Genomic DNA, 15873 nt, shown 5'->3' on the forward strand with positions numbered 1-15873 from the left:
GTGTATATATTTCACAGAGTAAAGAGAAATAGCAGGGTTAACACTTTTGATTTTCAATTGATATGCGATTTTTTGCATGTGAGCTTTCGTGTGGCTCACCACTGTAAATAAGGGAATTATAATGCCAGTTATCACTCTTCCTGATGGAAGTCAGCGTCATTACGACCACGCCGTTTCTCCCCTCGATGTTGCACTTGATATTGGTCCCGGTCTGGCAAAAGCCTGTATCGCAGGACGTGTCAATGGCGAACTGGTTGATGCCAGTGATAAGATCGATACCGATGCGCAGTTAGCCATCATCACCGCTAAAGATGAAGCCGGTCTGGAAATTATTCGCCACTCCTGTGCGCACCTACTGGGCCATGCGATTAAGCAACTGTGGCCAGATACCAAAATGGCGATTGGTCCAGTTATCGATAACGGTTTTTACTATGACGTTGATATCGACCGTACCCTGACTCAGGAAGATATTGAGCTGCTCGAAAAGCGTATGCACGAACTTGCTGACACTGACTATGACGTCATTAAGAAAAAAGTCAGCTGGCAGGAAGCGCGCGATGCGTTCGCTGCACGCGGCGAGACCTACAAAATTGCGATTCTGGATGAGAACATCAGTCGAGACGATCGTCCGGGTCTGTATCACCATGAAGAATACATCGATATGTGCCGTGGTCCGCACGTACCGAATATGCGTTTCTGCCACCATTTCAAATTGCAGAAAACGTCCGGCGCTTACTGGCGTGGCGACAGCAAAAACAAAATGCTGCAACGCGTTTACGGCACTGCATGGGCAGATAAAAAGCAACTGGCTTCTTACCTGCAACGTCTTGAAGAAGCGTCTAAGCGCGACCACCGCAAGATCGGCAAACAGCTTGACCTGTACCATATGCAGGAAGAAGCACCAGGTATGGTGTTCTGGCACAACGACGGCTGGACGATCTTCCGCGAGCTGGAAGCGTTTGTACGCATGAAGCTGAAGTCGTACCAGTATCAGGAAGTAAAAGGTCCATTCATGATGGATCGCGTGATGTGGGAAAAAACGGGCCACTGGGAAAACTACAAAGAAGCGATGTTCACGACGTCATCAGAAAATCGTGAATACTGCATCAAGCCAATGAACTGCCCAGGCCACGTACAGATTTTCAATCAGGGATTGAAATCATACCGCGATCTGCCGCTGCGTATGGCCGAGTTCGGTAGCTGTCACCGTAATGAACCGTCAGGCTCTCTGCATGGCTTAATGCGCGTGCGTGGCTTCACTCAGGACGATGCGCACATCTTCTGTACGGAAGAGCAGGTTCGTGATGAAGTGAACAGCTGCATCAAAATGGTGTATGACATGTACAGCACCTTCGGTTTTGAAAAAATCGTGGTGAAACTGTCTACGCGTCCTGAAAAACGTATTGGTAGCGATGAGATGTGGGATCGCGCTGAGGCCGATTTGGCTGCCGCGTTGACTGAAAATAACATCGAATTCGCCTATCAGCCGGGTGAAGGGGCGTTCTACGGCCCAAAAATTGAATTTACCTTGCATGACTGTTTGGATCGTGCGTGGCAGTGTGGTACGGTGCAACTCGACTTTTCATTACCGGGTCGTCTGAACGCGTCTTACGTTGGCGAAAGCAACGAGCGTCAGGTTCCGGTTATGATCCACCGGGCTATTTTGGGATCAATGGAGCGTTTTATCGGTATTCTAACCGAAGAATTCGCCGGTTTCTTCCCGACCTGGTTAGCCCCGGTTCAAGCGGTGATTATAAATATCACCGATAGCCAGTCTGATTATGTCAACGAATTGACCCGAAAACTGCAAGAAGCGGGCATTCGTGTAAAAGCAGACTTGAGAAATGAGAAGATTGGCTTTAAAATCCGCGAACACACTTTACGACGTGTTCCCTATATGCTGGTTTGTGGCGACAAAGAAGTCGAGGCAGGAAAAGTTGCTGTCCGTACTCGTCGCGGTAAAGACCTGGGGAGCTTGGACGTTAGTGAAGTCATCAGTAAGCTGCAACAAGAGATTCGCAGCCGTAGTCTTCATCAATTGGAGGTATAAGTATTAAAGGCGGAAAACGAGTTCAACCGGCGCGTCCTAATCGCATCAACAGAGAGATTCGCGCAAACGAGGTACGCCTATCAGGCGTCGAAGGCGAACAGCTGGGCATCGTAAGTCTAAATGAAGCATTAGAAAAAGCCGAAGAAGCAGGTGTTGATTTAGTCGAAATCAGTCCGAACGCCGAGCCGCCGGTTTGCCGAATTATGGATTACGGCAAGTTCCTTTATGAGAAGAGTAAGTCCACAAAGGAACAGAAGAAAAAACAAAAAGTTATTCAGGTCAAGGAAATCAAATTCCGACCTGGTACCGATGATGGCGACTATCAGGTCAAACTACGCAACCTGATTCGCTTTCTTGAAGACGGTGACAAAGCTAAAATCACACTGCGTTTCCGCGGTCGTGAAATGGCGCACCAACAGATTGGTATGGAAGTGCTTAACCGCGTTCGTGACGATCTGAGTGAACTGGCAGTTGTCGAATCCTTCCCATCGAAGATCGAAGGCCGCCAGATGATCATGGTGCTAGCACCGAAGAAGAAACAGTAAGGCATTCAAGTAGCAAGACCGTACAACCTTACAACCTTTGTGTTGTACGGCTTTGTTCGCCTTATCTGATTCGTTTTATTAACAATGCGAAGTGGAAATAACAATGCCAAAGATCAAAACAGTACGTGGCGCCGCTAAACGCTTTAAGAAAACCGCAAGCGGTGGTTTTAAGCGTAAGCATGCTAACCTGCGTCATATTCTGACCAAAAAGTCAACTAAGCGTAAACGTCACCTGCGTCCAAAAGGTCTGGTCTCCAAAGGGGATTTGGGTCTTGTTATCGCATGTCTGCCGTACGCATAAGTAACCTTTTTTTAATTCAGAATAAGACTTTAGGAGAGAGCATATGGCTCGCGTAAAACGTGGTGTAGTTGCCCGTGCACGTCACAAGAAAATATTGAAACAAGCGAAAGGTTACTACGGTGCCCGTTCGCGTGTTTATCGTGTTGCCTTCCAGGCAGTAATCAAAGCTGGTCAATACGCTTACCGCGACCGTCGTCAACGTAAACGTCAATTCCGCCAGCTGTGGATTGCACGTATCAATGCGGCAGCTCGTCAAAACGGCTTGTCTTACAGCAAATTCATCAACGGCTTGAAAAAAGCTTCTGTTGAAATTGACCGTAAGATTCTGGCTGATATCGCAGTATTCGATAAGTTAGCGTTCAGCGCGCTGGTCGAAAAAGCGAAAGCAGCACTGGCGTAAGCCAGTTGAGAGAGGGAGCTTTGGCTCCCTCTTTTCGTCGAGAGCTATACTTTTATTATTTACAAGACAAGGTAACGCAAGTATGAACGCTGCTATTTTCCGTTTCTTTTTTTACTTCAGCGCCTGAACACAGGGGGCTTTGCGCGTAAGAAAAGAAACGAAAAGTAGCGCTTAAGCCTCCCTCAGGGAGGCTTTTTTGTTTACAATAATCGGTTTTTACTCTTGTTTTTAGTAACATTTATCGTTTTGAGTAAAACGACATTCTTCAATCATGACCGTTGGCCGCATAGGCAGAAAAAGAGGAACACAATGCCACATCTCGCAGAACTGGTTGTTAAAGCCAGAACAGCTATAGAAGAGGCTCAGGATGTTGCCGCACTGGAAAATGTGCGTGTCGAATATCTGGGTAAAAAAGGTCACTTAACCCTTCAGATGACCTCGCTGCGCGAGTTACCGGCTGAAGAACGTCCTGCGGCCGGTGCTGTCATTAACCAGGCTAAGCAAGACGTTCAGGACGCGCTGAATGCCCGTAAGCACATGCTGGAATCCGCTGAGTTAAATGCGCGTCTGGCGCAAGAAACCATCGACGTTTCCCTGCCGGGCCGCACCATTGAAAATGGTGGCTTGCATCCAGTGACGCGTACCATCGATCGCATCGAAACCTTTTTCGGCGAGCTGGGTTTTTCGGTTGTTACCGGGCCAGAGATCGAAGATGACTATCACAACTTTGATGCGCTGAATATTCCAGGGCATCACCCTGCGCGTGCTGACCACGACACGTTCTGGTTTGATGCGACACGCCTGCTGCGCACACAGACTTCTGGCGTTCAGATTCGTACCATGGAAAAGCAGCAACCGCCTATCCGTATCATTGCGCCGGGCCGCGTTTATCGTAACGATTACGATCAGACCCACACGCCGATGTTCCATCAGATGGAAGGGTTGATCGTCGATAAAGACATCAGCTTCACCAACCTGAAAGGCACGCTGCATGATTTCCTGCGTAATTTCTTTGAGGAAGATTTGCAGGTTCGCTTCCGCCCCTCTTATTTCCCGTTTACCGAACCGTCTGCTGAAGTGGATGTGATGGGTAAAAACGGTAAATGGCTGGAAGTTCTGGGCTGCGGCATGGTGCACCCGAATGTCCTGCGTAATGTCGGTATCGACCCAGAAGTGTATTCCGGCTTCGCGTTCGGTATGGGTATGGAGCGTCTGACGATGCTGCGCTATGGCGTGACCGATCTGCGTGCATTCTTCGAAAACGATCTGCGTTTCCTCAAACAGTTTAAGTAAGGCGGGTATACATCATGAAATTCAGTGAACTCTGGTTACGCGAGTGGGTAAACCCGGCAGTTGACAGCGAAACGCTATCTGAACAGATCACGATGGCAGGGCTGGAAGTGGATGGCGTTGAGCCGGTTGCTGGCGCATTCCACGGCGTGGTTGTTGGTGAAGTGGTTGAATGTGGGCAGCACCCGAACGCAGACAAACTGCGTGTGACGAAAGTCAATGTCGGCGGTGAACGCCTGCTGGACATCGTCTGTGGTGCGCCGAACTGCCGTCAGGGCCTGAAAGTGGCGGTGGCGACGGTCGGTGCTGTGCTGCCGGGCGATTTCAAAATTAAAGCCGCTAAACTGCGTGGCGAGCCGTCTGAAGGCATGCTGTGCTCATTTTCTGAGTTAGGTATTTCCGACGATCACGATGGCATCATCGAACTGCCGTTAGACGCGCCGATTGGCACGGATATCCGTGAGTACCTGAAGCTGGATGACAACGCGATTGAAATCAGCGTGACGCCGAACCGTGCTGATTGCTTAGGCATTATCGGCGTGGCGCGTGATGTCGCCGTGTTGAATCAGCTGGTGTTGAATGAACCGACTATTGAGCCCGTTGCCGCAACGATTCAGGATACCTTCCCGATTCAGGTCGATGCGCCGCAGGCATGCCCGCGTTACTTAGGCCGTGTGGTGAAAGGCATCAACGTTAAGGCGGCAACGCCGCTGTGGATGCGTGAAAAGCTGCGCCGCTGCGGTATTCGTTCTATCGATCCAGTGGTCGACGTGACTAACTACGTTCTGCTGGAGCTCGGTCAACCAATGCACGCGTTCGATCTTGACCGTCTCAACGGCGGCATTATCGTGCGTATGGCGACAGAAGGCGAAACGCTGACGCTGCTGGATGGTAACGAAGCGAAGCTGAATGCGGATACGCTGGTTATCGCTGACCAGCAGAATGCGCTGGCGATGGGCGGTATCTTTGGCGGTGAGCATTCTGGCGTCAATGAAGAAACGCAAAACGTTCTGCTGGAATGCGCTTATTTCAATCCGCTGTCGATTACCGGTCGTGCACGTCGTCACGGTTTGCACACTGATGCGTCTCACCGCTACGAGCGTGGCGTCGATCCTGCGTTACAACACAAGGCCATTGAACGCGCGACTCGCTTGTTGATCGATATCTGTGGCGGTGAAGCAGGCCCGGTGGTTGATGTTACCAGCGAGGCAGACTTGCCGACGCGCGCAACGATTACGCTGCGCCGTGAAAAACTGGATCGCCTGATTGGCCATGTGATTGCCGATGAGCAGGTGAGCGATATTCTGCAACGTCTGGGCTGTAACGTCGCGAAAACCGATGCAGGTTGGCAGGCGACGGCACCGAGCTGGCGCTTCGACATGGAAATTGAAGAGGATCTGGTTGAAGAAGTCGCGCGTATTTACGGCTACAACAACATTCCGAATATTCCGACTCAAGCGCCATTGATTATGACCTCGCATCGCGAAGCGTCACTGTCATTGAAGCGCGTGAAGACATTATTAGTCGATCACGGGTATCAGGAAGCAATTACTTACAGTTTTGTTGACCCGAAAATTCAGGGGTTAATCCACCCTAATGAAGCGTCGCTGAGCCTGCCGAGCCCGATTTCCGCAGAGATGTCGGTGATGCGTTTATCGCTGTGGAGTGGCTTGCTGAGTGCTGCGGTGTATAACCAAAACCGTCAACAAAGCCGCCTGCGCCTGTTTGAAAGCGGCCTCCGTTTTGTACCGGACACCAGTGCTGACCTGGGTATTCGTCAGGATCTGATGCTGGCGGGTGTGATTACTGGCACCCGTTATGAAGAGCATTGGGATCTGGCGCGTCAGGCCGTTGACTTCTATGATTTAAAAGGCGATTTGGAAGCGGTACTGGCATTGACGGGCAAGTTGTCTGAGATTGAGTTCAAAGCCGAAAATAATCCGGCATTGCATCCAGGACAAAGTGCTGCTATTTATCTGTGCGGAGAACGCATTGGATTTATTGGCGTTATTCACCCAGAACTGGAGCGCAAGTTGGATCTTAACGGGCGCACCGTGGTGTTCGAATTGTTGTGGGATAAGGTCGTAGACCGCGTATTGCCTGAGGCGAACGAGATTTCCCGCTTCCCGGCGAACCGTCGCGATATCGCCGTTGTGGTCGCTGAAAATGTCCCTGCGGGCGATATTTTGGCTGAGTGTAAGAAAGTTGGCGCAAATCAGTTAGTTGGCGTAAACTTATTCGACGTGTACCGAGGGAAGGGCGTAGCGGAAGGTTATAAGAGTCTGGCTATCAGTCTGACCCTGCAAGATACCACGCGTACACTGGCAGAAGAGGAAATTGCCGCTACCGTTGCAGAATGCGTAGCAGCATTAAAACAGCGATTCCAAGCATCCTTGAGGGATTGAACCTATGGCGCTTACTAAAGCTGAAATGTCAGAATACCTGTTTGAGAAGCTCGGGCTGAGCAAACGGGATGCCAAAGAGCTAGTCGAGCTGTTTTTTGAAGAAGTTCGTCGCGCTTTGGAAAATGGCGAGCAGGTCAAGTTGTCAGGTTTTGGCAATTTTGATTTGCGAGACAAGAACCAACGTCCGGGACGTAACCCAAAAACTGGCGAAGATATTCCGATTACGGCGCGCCGTGTGGTCACGTTCCGTCCGGGGCAAAAGCTAAAAAGCAGGGTAGAGAACGCCTCTCCCAAAGAGTAACAGAGTCACCCAAAAAGGCCGCGCAAGCGGCCTTTTCCTATCTTATTCGTCTTCACATTATCTATTTCAACGTCGATTCGGTATCTGCTGGTGCAGTATGCTGCGAGGCTAAACGCGTTGCCCGTCCATTTGGCGTTTTTGGCGCGGTCTCTTTTTTCGGATAGTCCGGCACGGGCCGATGGTCGTCAATTAAATGGCGTATTGCCAGAATCGGGTGGCGCAACAACATCCGTGGCCCCGACCAGCGCATAATCGCTTTGATCGCCTCACGTCGGGCGGGTTGATAGCAGTGAATGGGGCAATGCTTACACGCGGGTTTATCTTCGCCGAATTGACAGCGTTCCAGACGCTTGATGGCGTAGTTGAATAAGTCTTTATGCTGCGCGTTATCGTCGGTTTCAGGATGATGCTTTTCATACAGCTCGATCATCAATCCGACGGTACGGATCTCCCGCTGTCGGTATTTTCCCAGGGGTTTTCTCGCCATGTGCGTCGTGTCCTGATGAAATCATAATAGATGTATTTTAAATGCAATTTATGACAAAGGAAACCACTGAAGTCACATCTATGTGGGAAAAGGCAGTGAATAACACCGTTTGAGGATGTTGGCAAAAATAGTGGGGCGGTAGCAACGGATAGATCGTAAAGACGCTATAAACACATCCCTGTGTGCTCGACTTGCGCCATCCATGGCGCAAACGCTTTACTCTTCTATTCCGTTACTACCGTTTTCGTTCGAAAAATAGGTTTGTCAGCAGTCTGAGGCAAGGAGGTAATCAGACCTGACCGAACTGCGCTTGATGTAATCTGGCATAGATACCACTTTGTTCCAGCAGCACCTGATGGCTACCTTGCTCAATGATGCTACCGTTATCTACCACCACAATGCGTCCCGCGTTCTGTATGGTGGCCAGCCTGTGGGCGATGACCAACGTAGTGCGGCCAGTAGAAAGCTCGCTGAGCGACTGTTGTATTGCTTGCTCTGTTGCGGTATCCAGCGCAGATGTCGCTTCATCCAGAATCAGGATCGGCGGGTTTTTCAGGAAGATTCGCGCGATAGACAAACGCTGCTTTTGCCCACCCGATAGCTTAACGCCGCGCTCGCCGACCACGGTATCCAGTCCGTCAGGCAGGTTTTCGATCAGTTCATCTAATCTGGCCCGTCGTGCAGCGTCCATGATGTCGTCATCACTGGCATCAAGTTTTCCGTAGGCTATGTTTTCCCTAATGGTGCCGCCGAACAGGAAGACATCCTGCTGCACGATGCCGATTTGGCTGCGTAGCGACGCCTGCGTCATCTGCCGTATATCCATGCCGTCAATGGTGATGGCGCCGCTGGTTAAATCGTAGAAGCGGGGAAGCAGGGAACAGAGGGTTGTTTTGCCCGCACCGGAGGGGCCGACAAACGCCACGGTTTCTCCTGCGCGAATCGACAGGTCGATATTACGCAGAATCGGACGATCGGCGGAATAACCAAAGCTCACTTGGTTAAAGCGGATATCGCCTTTCAGCAGCCCAGCATCATGCGCATTGGGGGCGTCGGCAATCTCGGGAACGGTGTCGATCAACTGAGTAAAGCGTTTGAACCCCGCAATCCCTTTGGGATAGCTCTCCAGCACCGAAGTAATCTTGGCGACCGGACGGAAGAACACTTCAATCAGCAGCAAGAAGCCGATAAAACCACCGTAGGTGAGTTCGCCCTGAATCACATACCAAATACCGGCCAGCATCACGATAAGCTGTATCAGGCGCGTGCTGAGGTAACTGAGCGTCATACTGGCGGTCATGATGCGATAGGCCTGCAACTTGGTACGGCGGTAGTTTTCGTTATCGTTAGAGAACAGTTTCTTCTCATGATCTTCATTGGCAAAAGCTTTAACGACGCGGATACCGCCAACGCTTTCCTCAATTCGGGCGTTGAAGTTACCAACCTGACCGAATAACTGACGCCAGGTCTCCGTCATGCGGGCACCATAGCGACTGACGAGAAATGTCATGAAAGGCACGATAATAATCGTCAGCAGCGCCAGATTCAGGTGAACCGTCGCCATCAGAATGAACGCACCAATAAACGTCATGATCGCGAGGAAGAAGTCTTCCGGGCCGTGGTGGGCGATCTCACCGACTTCTTCCAGATCTTTGGTGACGTGGGTGATGATATGGCCGGTCTTCATATTGTCGTAATAACGGAACGGTAAATTTTGCAGGTGTTCAAATGCCTGCCGCCGCATGTCGGTTTCAATACCGACGCCCAGCGCATGTCCCCAATAGTTGACGATGGCCATCAGCGCGGTATTCAGCAGATACACCACCAACAGTGCCACCGACGCCAATAGGATCAGCGACCAGTCCTGAGCCGGCAATAGTTTGTCGATGAACGCTTTAATCGCCATCGGAAACCCTAATTCAAGCAGACCAGCGATAATAGCGCAGCCAAAATCGAGGACGAATAACCCTTTGTAAGGGGAATAGTAGGAAAAGAAACGCCTTAACATGTGTGACTATTTTTTAGGTAACGAAATGTGGGGACGACTATAACAGGTTAGTACGAAGAATGTGACCGCGGGAAGGACGGGGTTTTTATTCGCCGGGAAACCCGGCGGAAGACCAAATCAGCCCGCTGTGGGGCGTGTCGCATACCAACAGAGCAGTGAACCTGCGGTGACCATTGCAACGCCTTGCCAGAATGAAATGGCCGGTGTGATGTTGAGCCAGAGCGCGGCCAGTAGTGTGGAAAGCACGGGCGTGAAATAAGAAGCGGTTGCCAGAAATGTCAGATTGCCATGCTGAATACCGGCATTCCAGGCGGAATAGGCCAATGCGGTTGATGTGCCAATAAAGAGCAGTTCCAGCGAACTCGGCAAAGTTAATGAAATTGCACCTTCAGCGCTGAAGGAATACTGAACCCAGAGCACGAGTGCGGTGATAAAAAAGAACAGCGATACGCCGCTTTTTCCCTGCCCGTAACGCTTAGTTATATTGCAGTAGAGCGCCCAGGTAAAGGCTGCAGAAAATGCCAGGCCGTAGGCCAGTGGATTGGTAATAATGTTGTGCCACAGTCGCTCTGGCGTCCAATCGCTTTCGCCTTTCATCATCCACATGATACCGCACAGTGAGAGTGCCAGGCCGGGCCAAAGCAGAAAACGGCTTTTCTGCTGATTGATAAAGAGAGAAAAGAATACGGTCAAGCTGGGCCACAAATAGTTAATCATCCCTATTTCTATCGCCTGCATGCGGCTATGGGCTAACCCGATGGACAGCGATAGAAATATCTCATAGCAGACAAACATTGCACCGCCTGCGAACAAATAGATTCTGGGCAGCGTTTTAATGCGAGGAAGACCATAAAAAGCCAGTAGACATAGTGTGCTGGTGGAGTAAATCATCGCCGCGCCGCCGATGGGGCCGAGCGCTTCTGTCAGGCTGCGGATAAGCCCGACGGATGTGCTCCATAAAACGATCGCCAATAAGCCCGTGAGCGTGGCGCGTTGTGGCGTCATATTCATACCTGATTATGAAATTTGTACAGAAAAAATCAAAAACAAACCGGACGCCGTTATTCGCGCCCGGTAGTGCTCATCGCGATGATTTACCTCCAGAAGTCATCAAAAACAGTAATAGGCGGACGACGCTTGTGTTCGGTTTTGCGATACCAGTTTTCGATAATCGCCGCATCGTTAGCCTCGATCTGTTTACCTTCCAGATAGTCGTCGATCTTTTCATAGGTGACGCCCAGCGCGACCTCATCGGGGAGCGAGGGACGATCTTCTTCCAGATCGGCGGTAGGCGCTTTGGTATAAAGATGCGAAGGGCAGCCAAGTTCGCGCAGCAGCGCTTTGCCCTGGCGTTTGTTCAACCGGAAAATCGGGTTGATATCGGTACCGCCATCACCGTATTTGGTGAAAAAGCCCGTTACTGCTTCTGCCGCATGATCGGTACCGACGACGAGCCCGGCATTCATGCCCGCGATGCTGTACTGCGCTTTCATGCGTTCTCTGGCTTTCTCGTTGCCTTTTACAAAATCGGAAAGCTCCACGCCAATAGCGCGCAAGGTAGCTTCACTGGCCTCGATAGCGGGCTTAATGTTGACGGTTAATACGCGGTCAGGTTGGATAAAAGCGATGGCATCCTGACAGTCGGCTTCATCCGCCTGCACGCCATAAGGCAGTCGAACGGCGATGAATTGGTAGTGAGAGTTTCCCGTTTCATTGCGTAATTCCGTGATAGCCGTCTGGCACAGTTTGCCTGTCAACGTAGAGTCTTGCCCGCCGCTGATGCCCAAAACTAACGACGTAACGAACGGGTGAGCATTCAGATAATTCTTTAAAAAATCAACGCTAACACGGATTTCTTGTGCTGGATCGATGCTGCTTTTCACGCCCAACGCAGTGATAATGTCGTTTTGTAATGACATGCCATCTCCCTCCTGAACTTATTGATACTGCAAAAGAATTATTAAGATTGCCTGAGTGTAAAACGAATCGACGTGAAGAAAAAGAGCAAGCTGTCAGGTAGTCGTTTTCCCTATAGGTAGCTCGTTTTAGACTATCGGACAATAGGTTACATCTTCACGTTATGATTTGAAAAAGTGGTCGCCGCCGACTAGCCTTAGGGTGACCCATTAATAATGAGATGATGAAATGAAAAATAGCAGATTATTGGTATGTATTGCGGCAGCAGGTGCTGTCATGTTGGCGGGATGTTCGGCTTATAACAAGGCGGAAAGCTATGTTAATGAGCCTGTGGTGAAAGATGTGAAAGTGGGAATGATGAAGCAGCAGGTTCATCAACTCGCCGGTAGCGGAGTGGAAAAACGTCTGGTGAATGCCAAAGGCACCTGTAGCGATTATTTGCTGAAAAATCGCGATGGTACTGCGCAGAACTATTTCGTTAGCTACGGCGAGACGGGCTACGTTCTCAATAAAGGCTTCCAGAGCTGTCAGGCTTATGACACAAACCCACAGCGCTAAGTCGCCTGACTACACGAAATTGTTATTAGAAAAGCGTCATAAAAAAACGTAGGGAACGTTTTTCAACGTTGCGTAGCAACGGCCCGTAGGGTGACGGGCAAGGATGTCCGTCATAAAAAAACGCCGACGGCATCAACCGTCGGCGTTTTCTTTTGTGTAGCAAGTATGATTAACGGTTCGCCAACTCAGCGTCATCCTGCGCGTTGAAAACCGTTTTATCTGTCTGCTTCATCAACTGGCTGGTAACGGTCCCTGCCGTCATCGAGCCACTGACGTTAAGCGCGGTACGGCCCATATCGATAAGCGGTTCAATGGAGATCAGCAGCGCGACGAGCGTTACCGGCAGCCCCATTGCGGGAAGCACAATTAACGCAGCAAAGGTTGCGCCGCCGCCTACACCGGCTACGCCAGCAGAACTGATGGTGACGATACCGACCAGCGTCGCGATCCAGACCGGATCGAGCGGGTTGATGCCTACCGTTGGCGCGACCATCACGGCCAGCATCGCGGGGTAAAGCCCCGCGCAGCCGTTCTGACCGATTGTCGTACCGAAAGACGCCGCAAAGCTGGCGATAGATTGCGGTACGCCAATACGGCGCGTTTGTGCCTCAATACTAAGAGGAATCGTCGCCGCGCTGGAACGACTGGTAAACGCGAACGTTAATACCGGCCAGACCTTACGATAAAAACGTGCTGGATTGATGCCCGTGAAAGACAGAATCAGCGCATGGACACCGAACATAATCGCCAGACCGAGATAGGACGCGACAACGAAGCTGCCCAGCTTGAGGATGTCTTGCAGGTTAGAACTGGCGACCATCTTGGTCATCAGCGCCATGACGCCGTACGGGGTCAACTTCATCACCAGACGAATGAGCTTCATCACCCAAGATTGCAGTGTATCAATGGCGGTCAAAACACGTTCACCTTTGACAGCGTCATCTTTCAGCAACTGTAGCGCCGCAATGCCAAGGAACGCTGCGAAAACGACGACGCTGATGATAGACGTTGGGTTAGCACCAGTCAGCTCAGCAAACGGGTTTTTAGGGATGAATGACAAGATAAGCTGAGGCACGTTAAGGTCAGCGACTTTACCAGCATAGTTGCTTTCAATCGTCGTTAATCGCGCGGTTTCTTGCGCCCCTTGCACCAGCCCGGTAGCCGTCAGGCCAAACAGGTTGGTGACAAAAACACCGACCAACGCGGAAATCAGCGTGGTGATCAACAGGGTAGAAAGCGTCAACACGCTAATTTTCCCCAATGACGAGGCATTATGTAGCTTGGCAACGGAATTAAGGATGGAGATAAAGACCAGCGGCATTACGATCATCTGTAACAGCTGCACATAGCCATTACCTACGATGTTAAACCATGAGATGGACTGTTTAATAACTGGATTGTCGCTGCCATAAATCAGATGCAGCGCCAGACCAAATAGCACCCCGACAACCAGACCCAGTAACACTTTTTTTGCCAAACTCCAGGATGGGTTGCGGCTGGCGTAACCTAATCCGAGCAGTAATGCGACAAATAGCAGAATATTTATAAGTAGCGGAAAATTCATCCGGCCTTGCTCCCTATCAGTGAGTCGCGACATGTGCCCACAATCTCGCGTAATAACGCAGATCGGCGGAGGGCAGCATGATTTTTCGCGATAAAAAATAACAAACGCGCATAGGATAGCAGGTCTTTTACCATCATGTTACAGGGATATGTCTGACGTTAGGTAACGCTGTTACTTCACGTATTGGAAGAGGTAGGTTTGTGCTGACTGTAAAAAGCGAAATGACTGCTCATAGGTGCAGCAATCCCAATTTTTTTGCGGCTGATACAGCGAAAAACCGATACAGGCAAGACACAGAAAGCGTTCTAACTGATTGCCTTTTTGGCTGTTCAAAATTGGTAAACGGAAACGCCAGCGACAGGGCCACAACAGAGGAACGCCGGAAGGCGTTAGCATGTCAGCGACAATGTGACTCAGATAACCGACGATCATGGCATGGTAGACATCCGTCGGAATGGGCCAGTCTGGCGGCAGGCGCGTCTGAATAAAGAAAATACCGGCGGCGATAGCGAGAAGGCTGTGTGTAAACCCGCGGTGACCAAAGAGGCGGGCAATCGGCGAAGAAAGCCACTTCAGGCGCTGTCCGAGAACGGATTTGGGGTGATCGATATCGGGCAGCAGCGCGGTAAGGAGTGCACCGGGAATAATGTGCCACCAGTCTCCGGTAGCCAGCGCAGGTGATAGCTCAACTTTTTTAGCCAGAATCGCGCAGGCAACAGAAAATAGCAGGTGTCCTTCCGCAGTCATGAAACTTCTCAAATAAAACTGTTATTTTATACAGTATAAGAGATTATCCCTGCCTGCGGAAGCGGTGACGGCGTAATGATTTATTTCGGTTGTTCGTTGTTTACCGGTAAAACGCGCAACCAGTTGTCCAGCAACTGAGGCCAGGCCGCCGCAGGGAGTCCTTTGGTGCCGCGCAGGCCGAAACCGTGTTTACCTTTCTCAAACAGATGCATTTCGACTGGAATTTTTTTTTCCCGCAGCGCGCTGAACATCACCAGACTGTTATCAACCGACACTGACGGATCGTCAACGGCATGCACCAGAAACGTGGGGGGCGTCTGAGCAGTAACCTGCTTCTCTGGAGAATAGCGAATCACCTGTGCATCTGTCGGTTGCTCGCCGATTAACTGTTTACGCGAACCGGCGTGTGCAATATCTGCCTGCATCGAAATCACGGGATACATTAGTACCATGAAGTCAGGGCGTGCGCTTACGCTATCAATGGCATCTGTCGCAGGGTAAACGGACTGCGCGTATCGGGTTCCGAGACTGGCAGCAACATGGCCTCCGGCGGAGAAACCCATAATGCCGATGCGCTGTGGGTTAATGTGCCATTTCTCGGCGTTGGCTCTCAGGGTTCTGATGGCTCGTTGTGCGTCGGCTAGCGGGGCGTCAGCGCCTTCTTTATGACCTTCACCGGGCATGCGATAGGTCATCACGAAAAGGGTATAGCCCTGTTGATTAAAGAACGGTGCCAGATCGCTGCCTTCCTTATCCAACACGACGCGCTGGTAAGAACCGCCAGGCGTAATGAGCAAAGCCATGCCATTGGGCTTCTCTGCCGGATAAACGGTAATTTCTGGACTGCGAATCCCAGTTGCAGCCCGATCGAGAAGAGAGGGATCTTTGCTACGCTCGACCACTTGCGGCTGTGCCGTTGAAGAAGAGGCTCTTGGCGCTTCGCCATGTGGCCATACAGGGAAAACAGGTTGGGCGTAACTTAATCCATTTACAGACATCATAATGGCCCCGACAAGCAGAGAACGAACAATCATGATAGATCACCTGACAAAGGGAAGGAGGGGGGAAATCGTTGGGCGGTGATAAAAAAATAGGGTAGCCATCACATCGGAGAAAAAATGACCACCCTGAACCGCAAATTTTAATAAAGAAATAACATTCATACACGAAGAGGGTAAATCAGACACAGCAATTCCAACAGCTAAATCGCAGTTAACGACACTACATGTAACAACAAAATGTAACTAACCTGCTAATCTACGACGGATATCTTAGTAAAGGGATGCTAATGATAAAGCTG

General features: G+C 50.6%; 15 protein-coding genes, 1 pseudogene and 1 other annotated feature. Of the genes and pseudogenes, 9 read left to right on the plus strand and 7 right to left on the minus strand.

Features of this window, described 5'->3' with window-relative positions; genetic code table 11:
- The first annotated feature begins 121 nt into the window (after window positions 1–121).
- The 8 genes from thrS to ihfA all read left to right on the plus strand — a co-directional run bounded on the left by thrS (window position 122) and on the right by ihfA (window position 7292).
- The gene (gene thrS, locus LOZ86_RS09530) at window positions 122–2050 is read left to right on the plus strand and encodes a threonine--tRNA ligase (RefSeq protein WP_039480511.1); all 1929 of its coding nucleotides are present in this window, start codon (window positions 122–124) and stop codon (window positions 2048–2050) included.
- A 2-nt stretch (window positions 2051–2052) separates the two neighbouring features.
- Complete coding sequence (infC, locus tag LOZ86_RS09535) at window positions 2053–2595, plus strand: translation initiation factor IF-3 (protein ID WP_072012330.1); 543 nt, start codon at window positions 2053–2055, stop codon at window positions 2593–2595.
- Window positions 2596–2698: 103 nt separating this feature from the next.
- On the plus strand, window positions 2699–2896 hold the full coding sequence (gene rpmI, locus LOZ86_RS09540; RefSeq protein ID WP_010275699.1) for a 50S ribosomal protein L35: 198 nt from the start codon (window positions 2699–2701) through the stop codon (window positions 2894–2896).
- A gap of 43 nt (window positions 2897–2939) precedes the next feature.
- Window positions 2940–3296: a 50S ribosomal protein L20 gene (rplT, locus tag LOZ86_RS09545; RefSeq protein ID WP_005968887.1), complete on the plus strand. Its 357-nt coding sequence runs from the start codon at window positions 2940–2942 to the stop codon at window positions 3294–3296.
- Window positions 3297–3373: 77 nt separating this feature from the next.
- Window positions 3374–3497, plus strand: a sequence feature (Phe leader region).
- Complete coding sequence (gene pheM / locus LOZ86_RS09550; protein WP_106120997.1) at window positions 3379–3423, plus strand: pheST operon leader peptide PheM; 45 nt, start codon at window positions 3379–3381, stop codon at window positions 3421–3423. (Overlaps the previous feature by 45 nt.)
- A 108-nt stretch (window positions 3498–3605) precedes the next feature.
- Window positions 3606–4589 (plus strand): phenylalanine--tRNA ligase subunit alpha, encoded by a 984-nt coding sequence (pheS, locus tag LOZ86_RS09555; RefSeq protein ID WP_039480516.1) that lies wholly within the window; start codon window positions 3606–3608, stop codon window positions 4587–4589.
- A gap of 14 nt (window positions 4590–4603) precedes the next feature.
- Window positions 4604–6991 (plus strand): phenylalanine--tRNA ligase subunit beta, encoded by a 2388-nt coding sequence (gene pheT, locus LOZ86_RS09560; protein WP_039480519.1) that lies wholly within the window; start codon window positions 4604–4606, stop codon window positions 6989–6991.
- 4 nt (window positions 6992–6995) lie between these two features.
- Entirely contained in the window at window positions 6996–7292 is a 297-nt protein-coding gene (gene ihfA, locus LOZ86_RS09565; protein WP_009112984.1) for an integration host factor subunit alpha, read from the plus strand.
- A gap of 61 nt (window positions 7293–7353) precedes the next feature.
- Here the strand turns inward: ihfA and LOZ86_RS09570 are convergent, their stop codons facing one another.
- The 4 genes from LOZ86_RS09570 to nadE all read right to left on the minus strand — a co-directional run bounded on the left by LOZ86_RS09570 (window position 7354) and on the right by nadE (window position 11706).
- Entirely contained in the window at window positions 7354–7779 is a 426-nt protein-coding gene (locus LOZ86_RS09570) for a nitrous oxide-stimulated promoter family protein (RefSeq protein WP_072012332.1), read from the minus strand.
- Between the two features lie 289 nt (window positions 7780–8068).
- Window positions 8069–9787, minus strand: a complete 1719-nt coding sequence (locus tag LOZ86_RS09575) for an ABC transporter ATP-binding protein (RefSeq protein WP_039480522.1) — start codon at window positions 9785–9787, stop codon at window positions 8069–8071.
- A 117-nt stretch (window positions 9788–9904) separates the two neighbouring features.
- Complete coding sequence (gene yddG, locus LOZ86_RS09580; RefSeq protein ID WP_230243111.1) at window positions 9905–10792, minus strand: aromatic amino acid DMT transporter YddG; 888 nt, start codon at window positions 10790–10792, stop codon at window positions 9905–9907.
- An 89-nt stretch (window positions 10793–10881) separates the two neighbouring features.
- Complete coding sequence (nadE, locus tag LOZ86_RS09585) at window positions 10882–11706, minus strand: NAD(+) synthase (RefSeq protein WP_039480528.1); 825 nt, start codon at window positions 11704–11706, stop codon at window positions 10882–10884.
- A 226-nt stretch (window positions 11707–11932) separates the two neighbouring features.
- Between nadE and osmE the strand changes: the two genes are divergently transcribed.
- Window positions 11933–12262 carry an osmotically-inducible lipoprotein OsmE gene (osmE, locus tag LOZ86_RS09590; RefSeq protein ID WP_039480532.1) on the plus strand — a complete coding sequence of 110 codons (330 nt, stop codon included), beginning with the start codon at window positions 11933–11935 and terminating at the stop codon, window positions 12260–12262.
- A 169-nt stretch (window positions 12263–12431) separates the two neighbouring features.
- On the opposite strand, the gene LOZ86_RS09595 is transcribed toward osmE, so the two are convergent.
- The 3 genes and pseudogenes from LOZ86_RS09595 to paeX form a co-directional block, all read right to left on the minus strand.
- Window positions 12432–13826 carry an L-cystine transporter gene (locus tag LOZ86_RS09595; protein ID WP_039480535.1) on the minus strand — a complete coding sequence of 465 codons (1395 nt, stop codon included), beginning with the start codon at window positions 13824–13826 and terminating at the stop codon, window positions 12432–12434.
- Window positions 13827–14066: 240 nt separating this feature from the next.
- Window positions 14067–14573, minus strand: a pseudogene (locus LOZ86_RS09600) (metal-dependent hydrolase); the annotation flags it as partial.
- Between the two features lie 80 nt (window positions 14574–14653).
- Window positions 14654–15607 (minus strand): pectin acetylesterase PaeX, encoded by a 954-nt coding sequence (paeX, locus tag LOZ86_RS09605; protein ID WP_039512605.1) that lies wholly within the window; start codon window positions 15605–15607, stop codon window positions 14654–14656.
- Window positions 15608–15873 lie beyond the last annotated feature (266 nt).

This window comes from Pectobacterium parvum (assembly GCF_020971565.1).
In the GTDB taxonomy this organism is placed as follows: Bacteria; Pseudomonadota; Gammaproteobacteria; order Enterobacterales; family Enterobacteriaceae; genus Pectobacterium; species Pectobacterium polare.

Excerpts from the sequence above, each read along its gene's own strand:
- LOZ86_RS09575 (WP_039480522.1), bottom strand. The coding sequence starts at position 9,787 with ATGTTAAGGCGTTTCTTTTCCTACTATTCCCCTTACAAAGGGTTATTC.
- rpmI (WP_010275699.1), top strand. The coding sequence starts at position 2,699 with ATGCCAAAGATCAAAACAGTACGTGGCGCCGCTAAACGCTTTAAGAAA.
- rplT (WP_005968887.1), top strand. The coding sequence starts at position 2,940 with ATGGCTCGCGTAAAACGTGGTGTAGTTGCCCGTGCACGTCACAAGAAA.
- pheT (WP_039480519.1), top strand. The coding sequence starts at position 4,604 with ATGAAATTCAGTGAACTCTGGTTACGCGAGTGGGTAAACCCGGCAGTT.
- paeX (WP_039512605.1), bottom strand. The coding sequence starts at position 15,607 with ATGATTGTTCGTTCTCTGCTTGTCGGGGCCATTATGATGTCTGTAAAT.
- ihfA (WP_009112984.1), top strand. The coding sequence starts at position 6,996 with ATGGCGCTTACTAAAGCTGAAATGTCAGAATACCTGTTTGAGAAGCTC.
- yddG (WP_230243111.1), bottom strand. The coding sequence starts at position 10,792 with ATGACGCCACAACGCGCCACGCTCACGGGCTTATTGGCGATCGTTTTA.
- LOZ86_RS09570 (WP_072012332.1), bottom strand. The coding sequence starts at position 7,779 with ATGGCGAGAAAACCCCTGGGAAAATACCGACAGCGGGAGATCCGTACC.
- thrS (WP_039480511.1), top strand. The coding sequence starts at position 122 with ATGCCAGTTATCACTCTTCCTGATGGAAGTCAGCGTCATTACGACCAC.
- osmE (WP_039480532.1), top strand. The coding sequence starts at position 11,933 with ATGAAAAATAGCAGATTATTGGTATGTATTGCGGCAGCAGGTGCTGTC.
- LOZ86_RS09595 (WP_039480535.1), bottom strand. The coding sequence starts at position 13,826 with ATGAATTTTCCGCTACTTATAAATATTCTGCTATTTGTCGCATTACTG.
- pheS (WP_039480516.1), top strand. The coding sequence starts at position 3,606 with ATGCCACATCTCGCAGAACTGGTTGTTAAAGCCAGAACAGCTATAGAA.
- nadE (WP_039480528.1), bottom strand. The coding sequence starts at position 11,706 with ATGTCATTACAAAACGACATTATCACTGCGTTGGGCGTGAAAAGCAGC.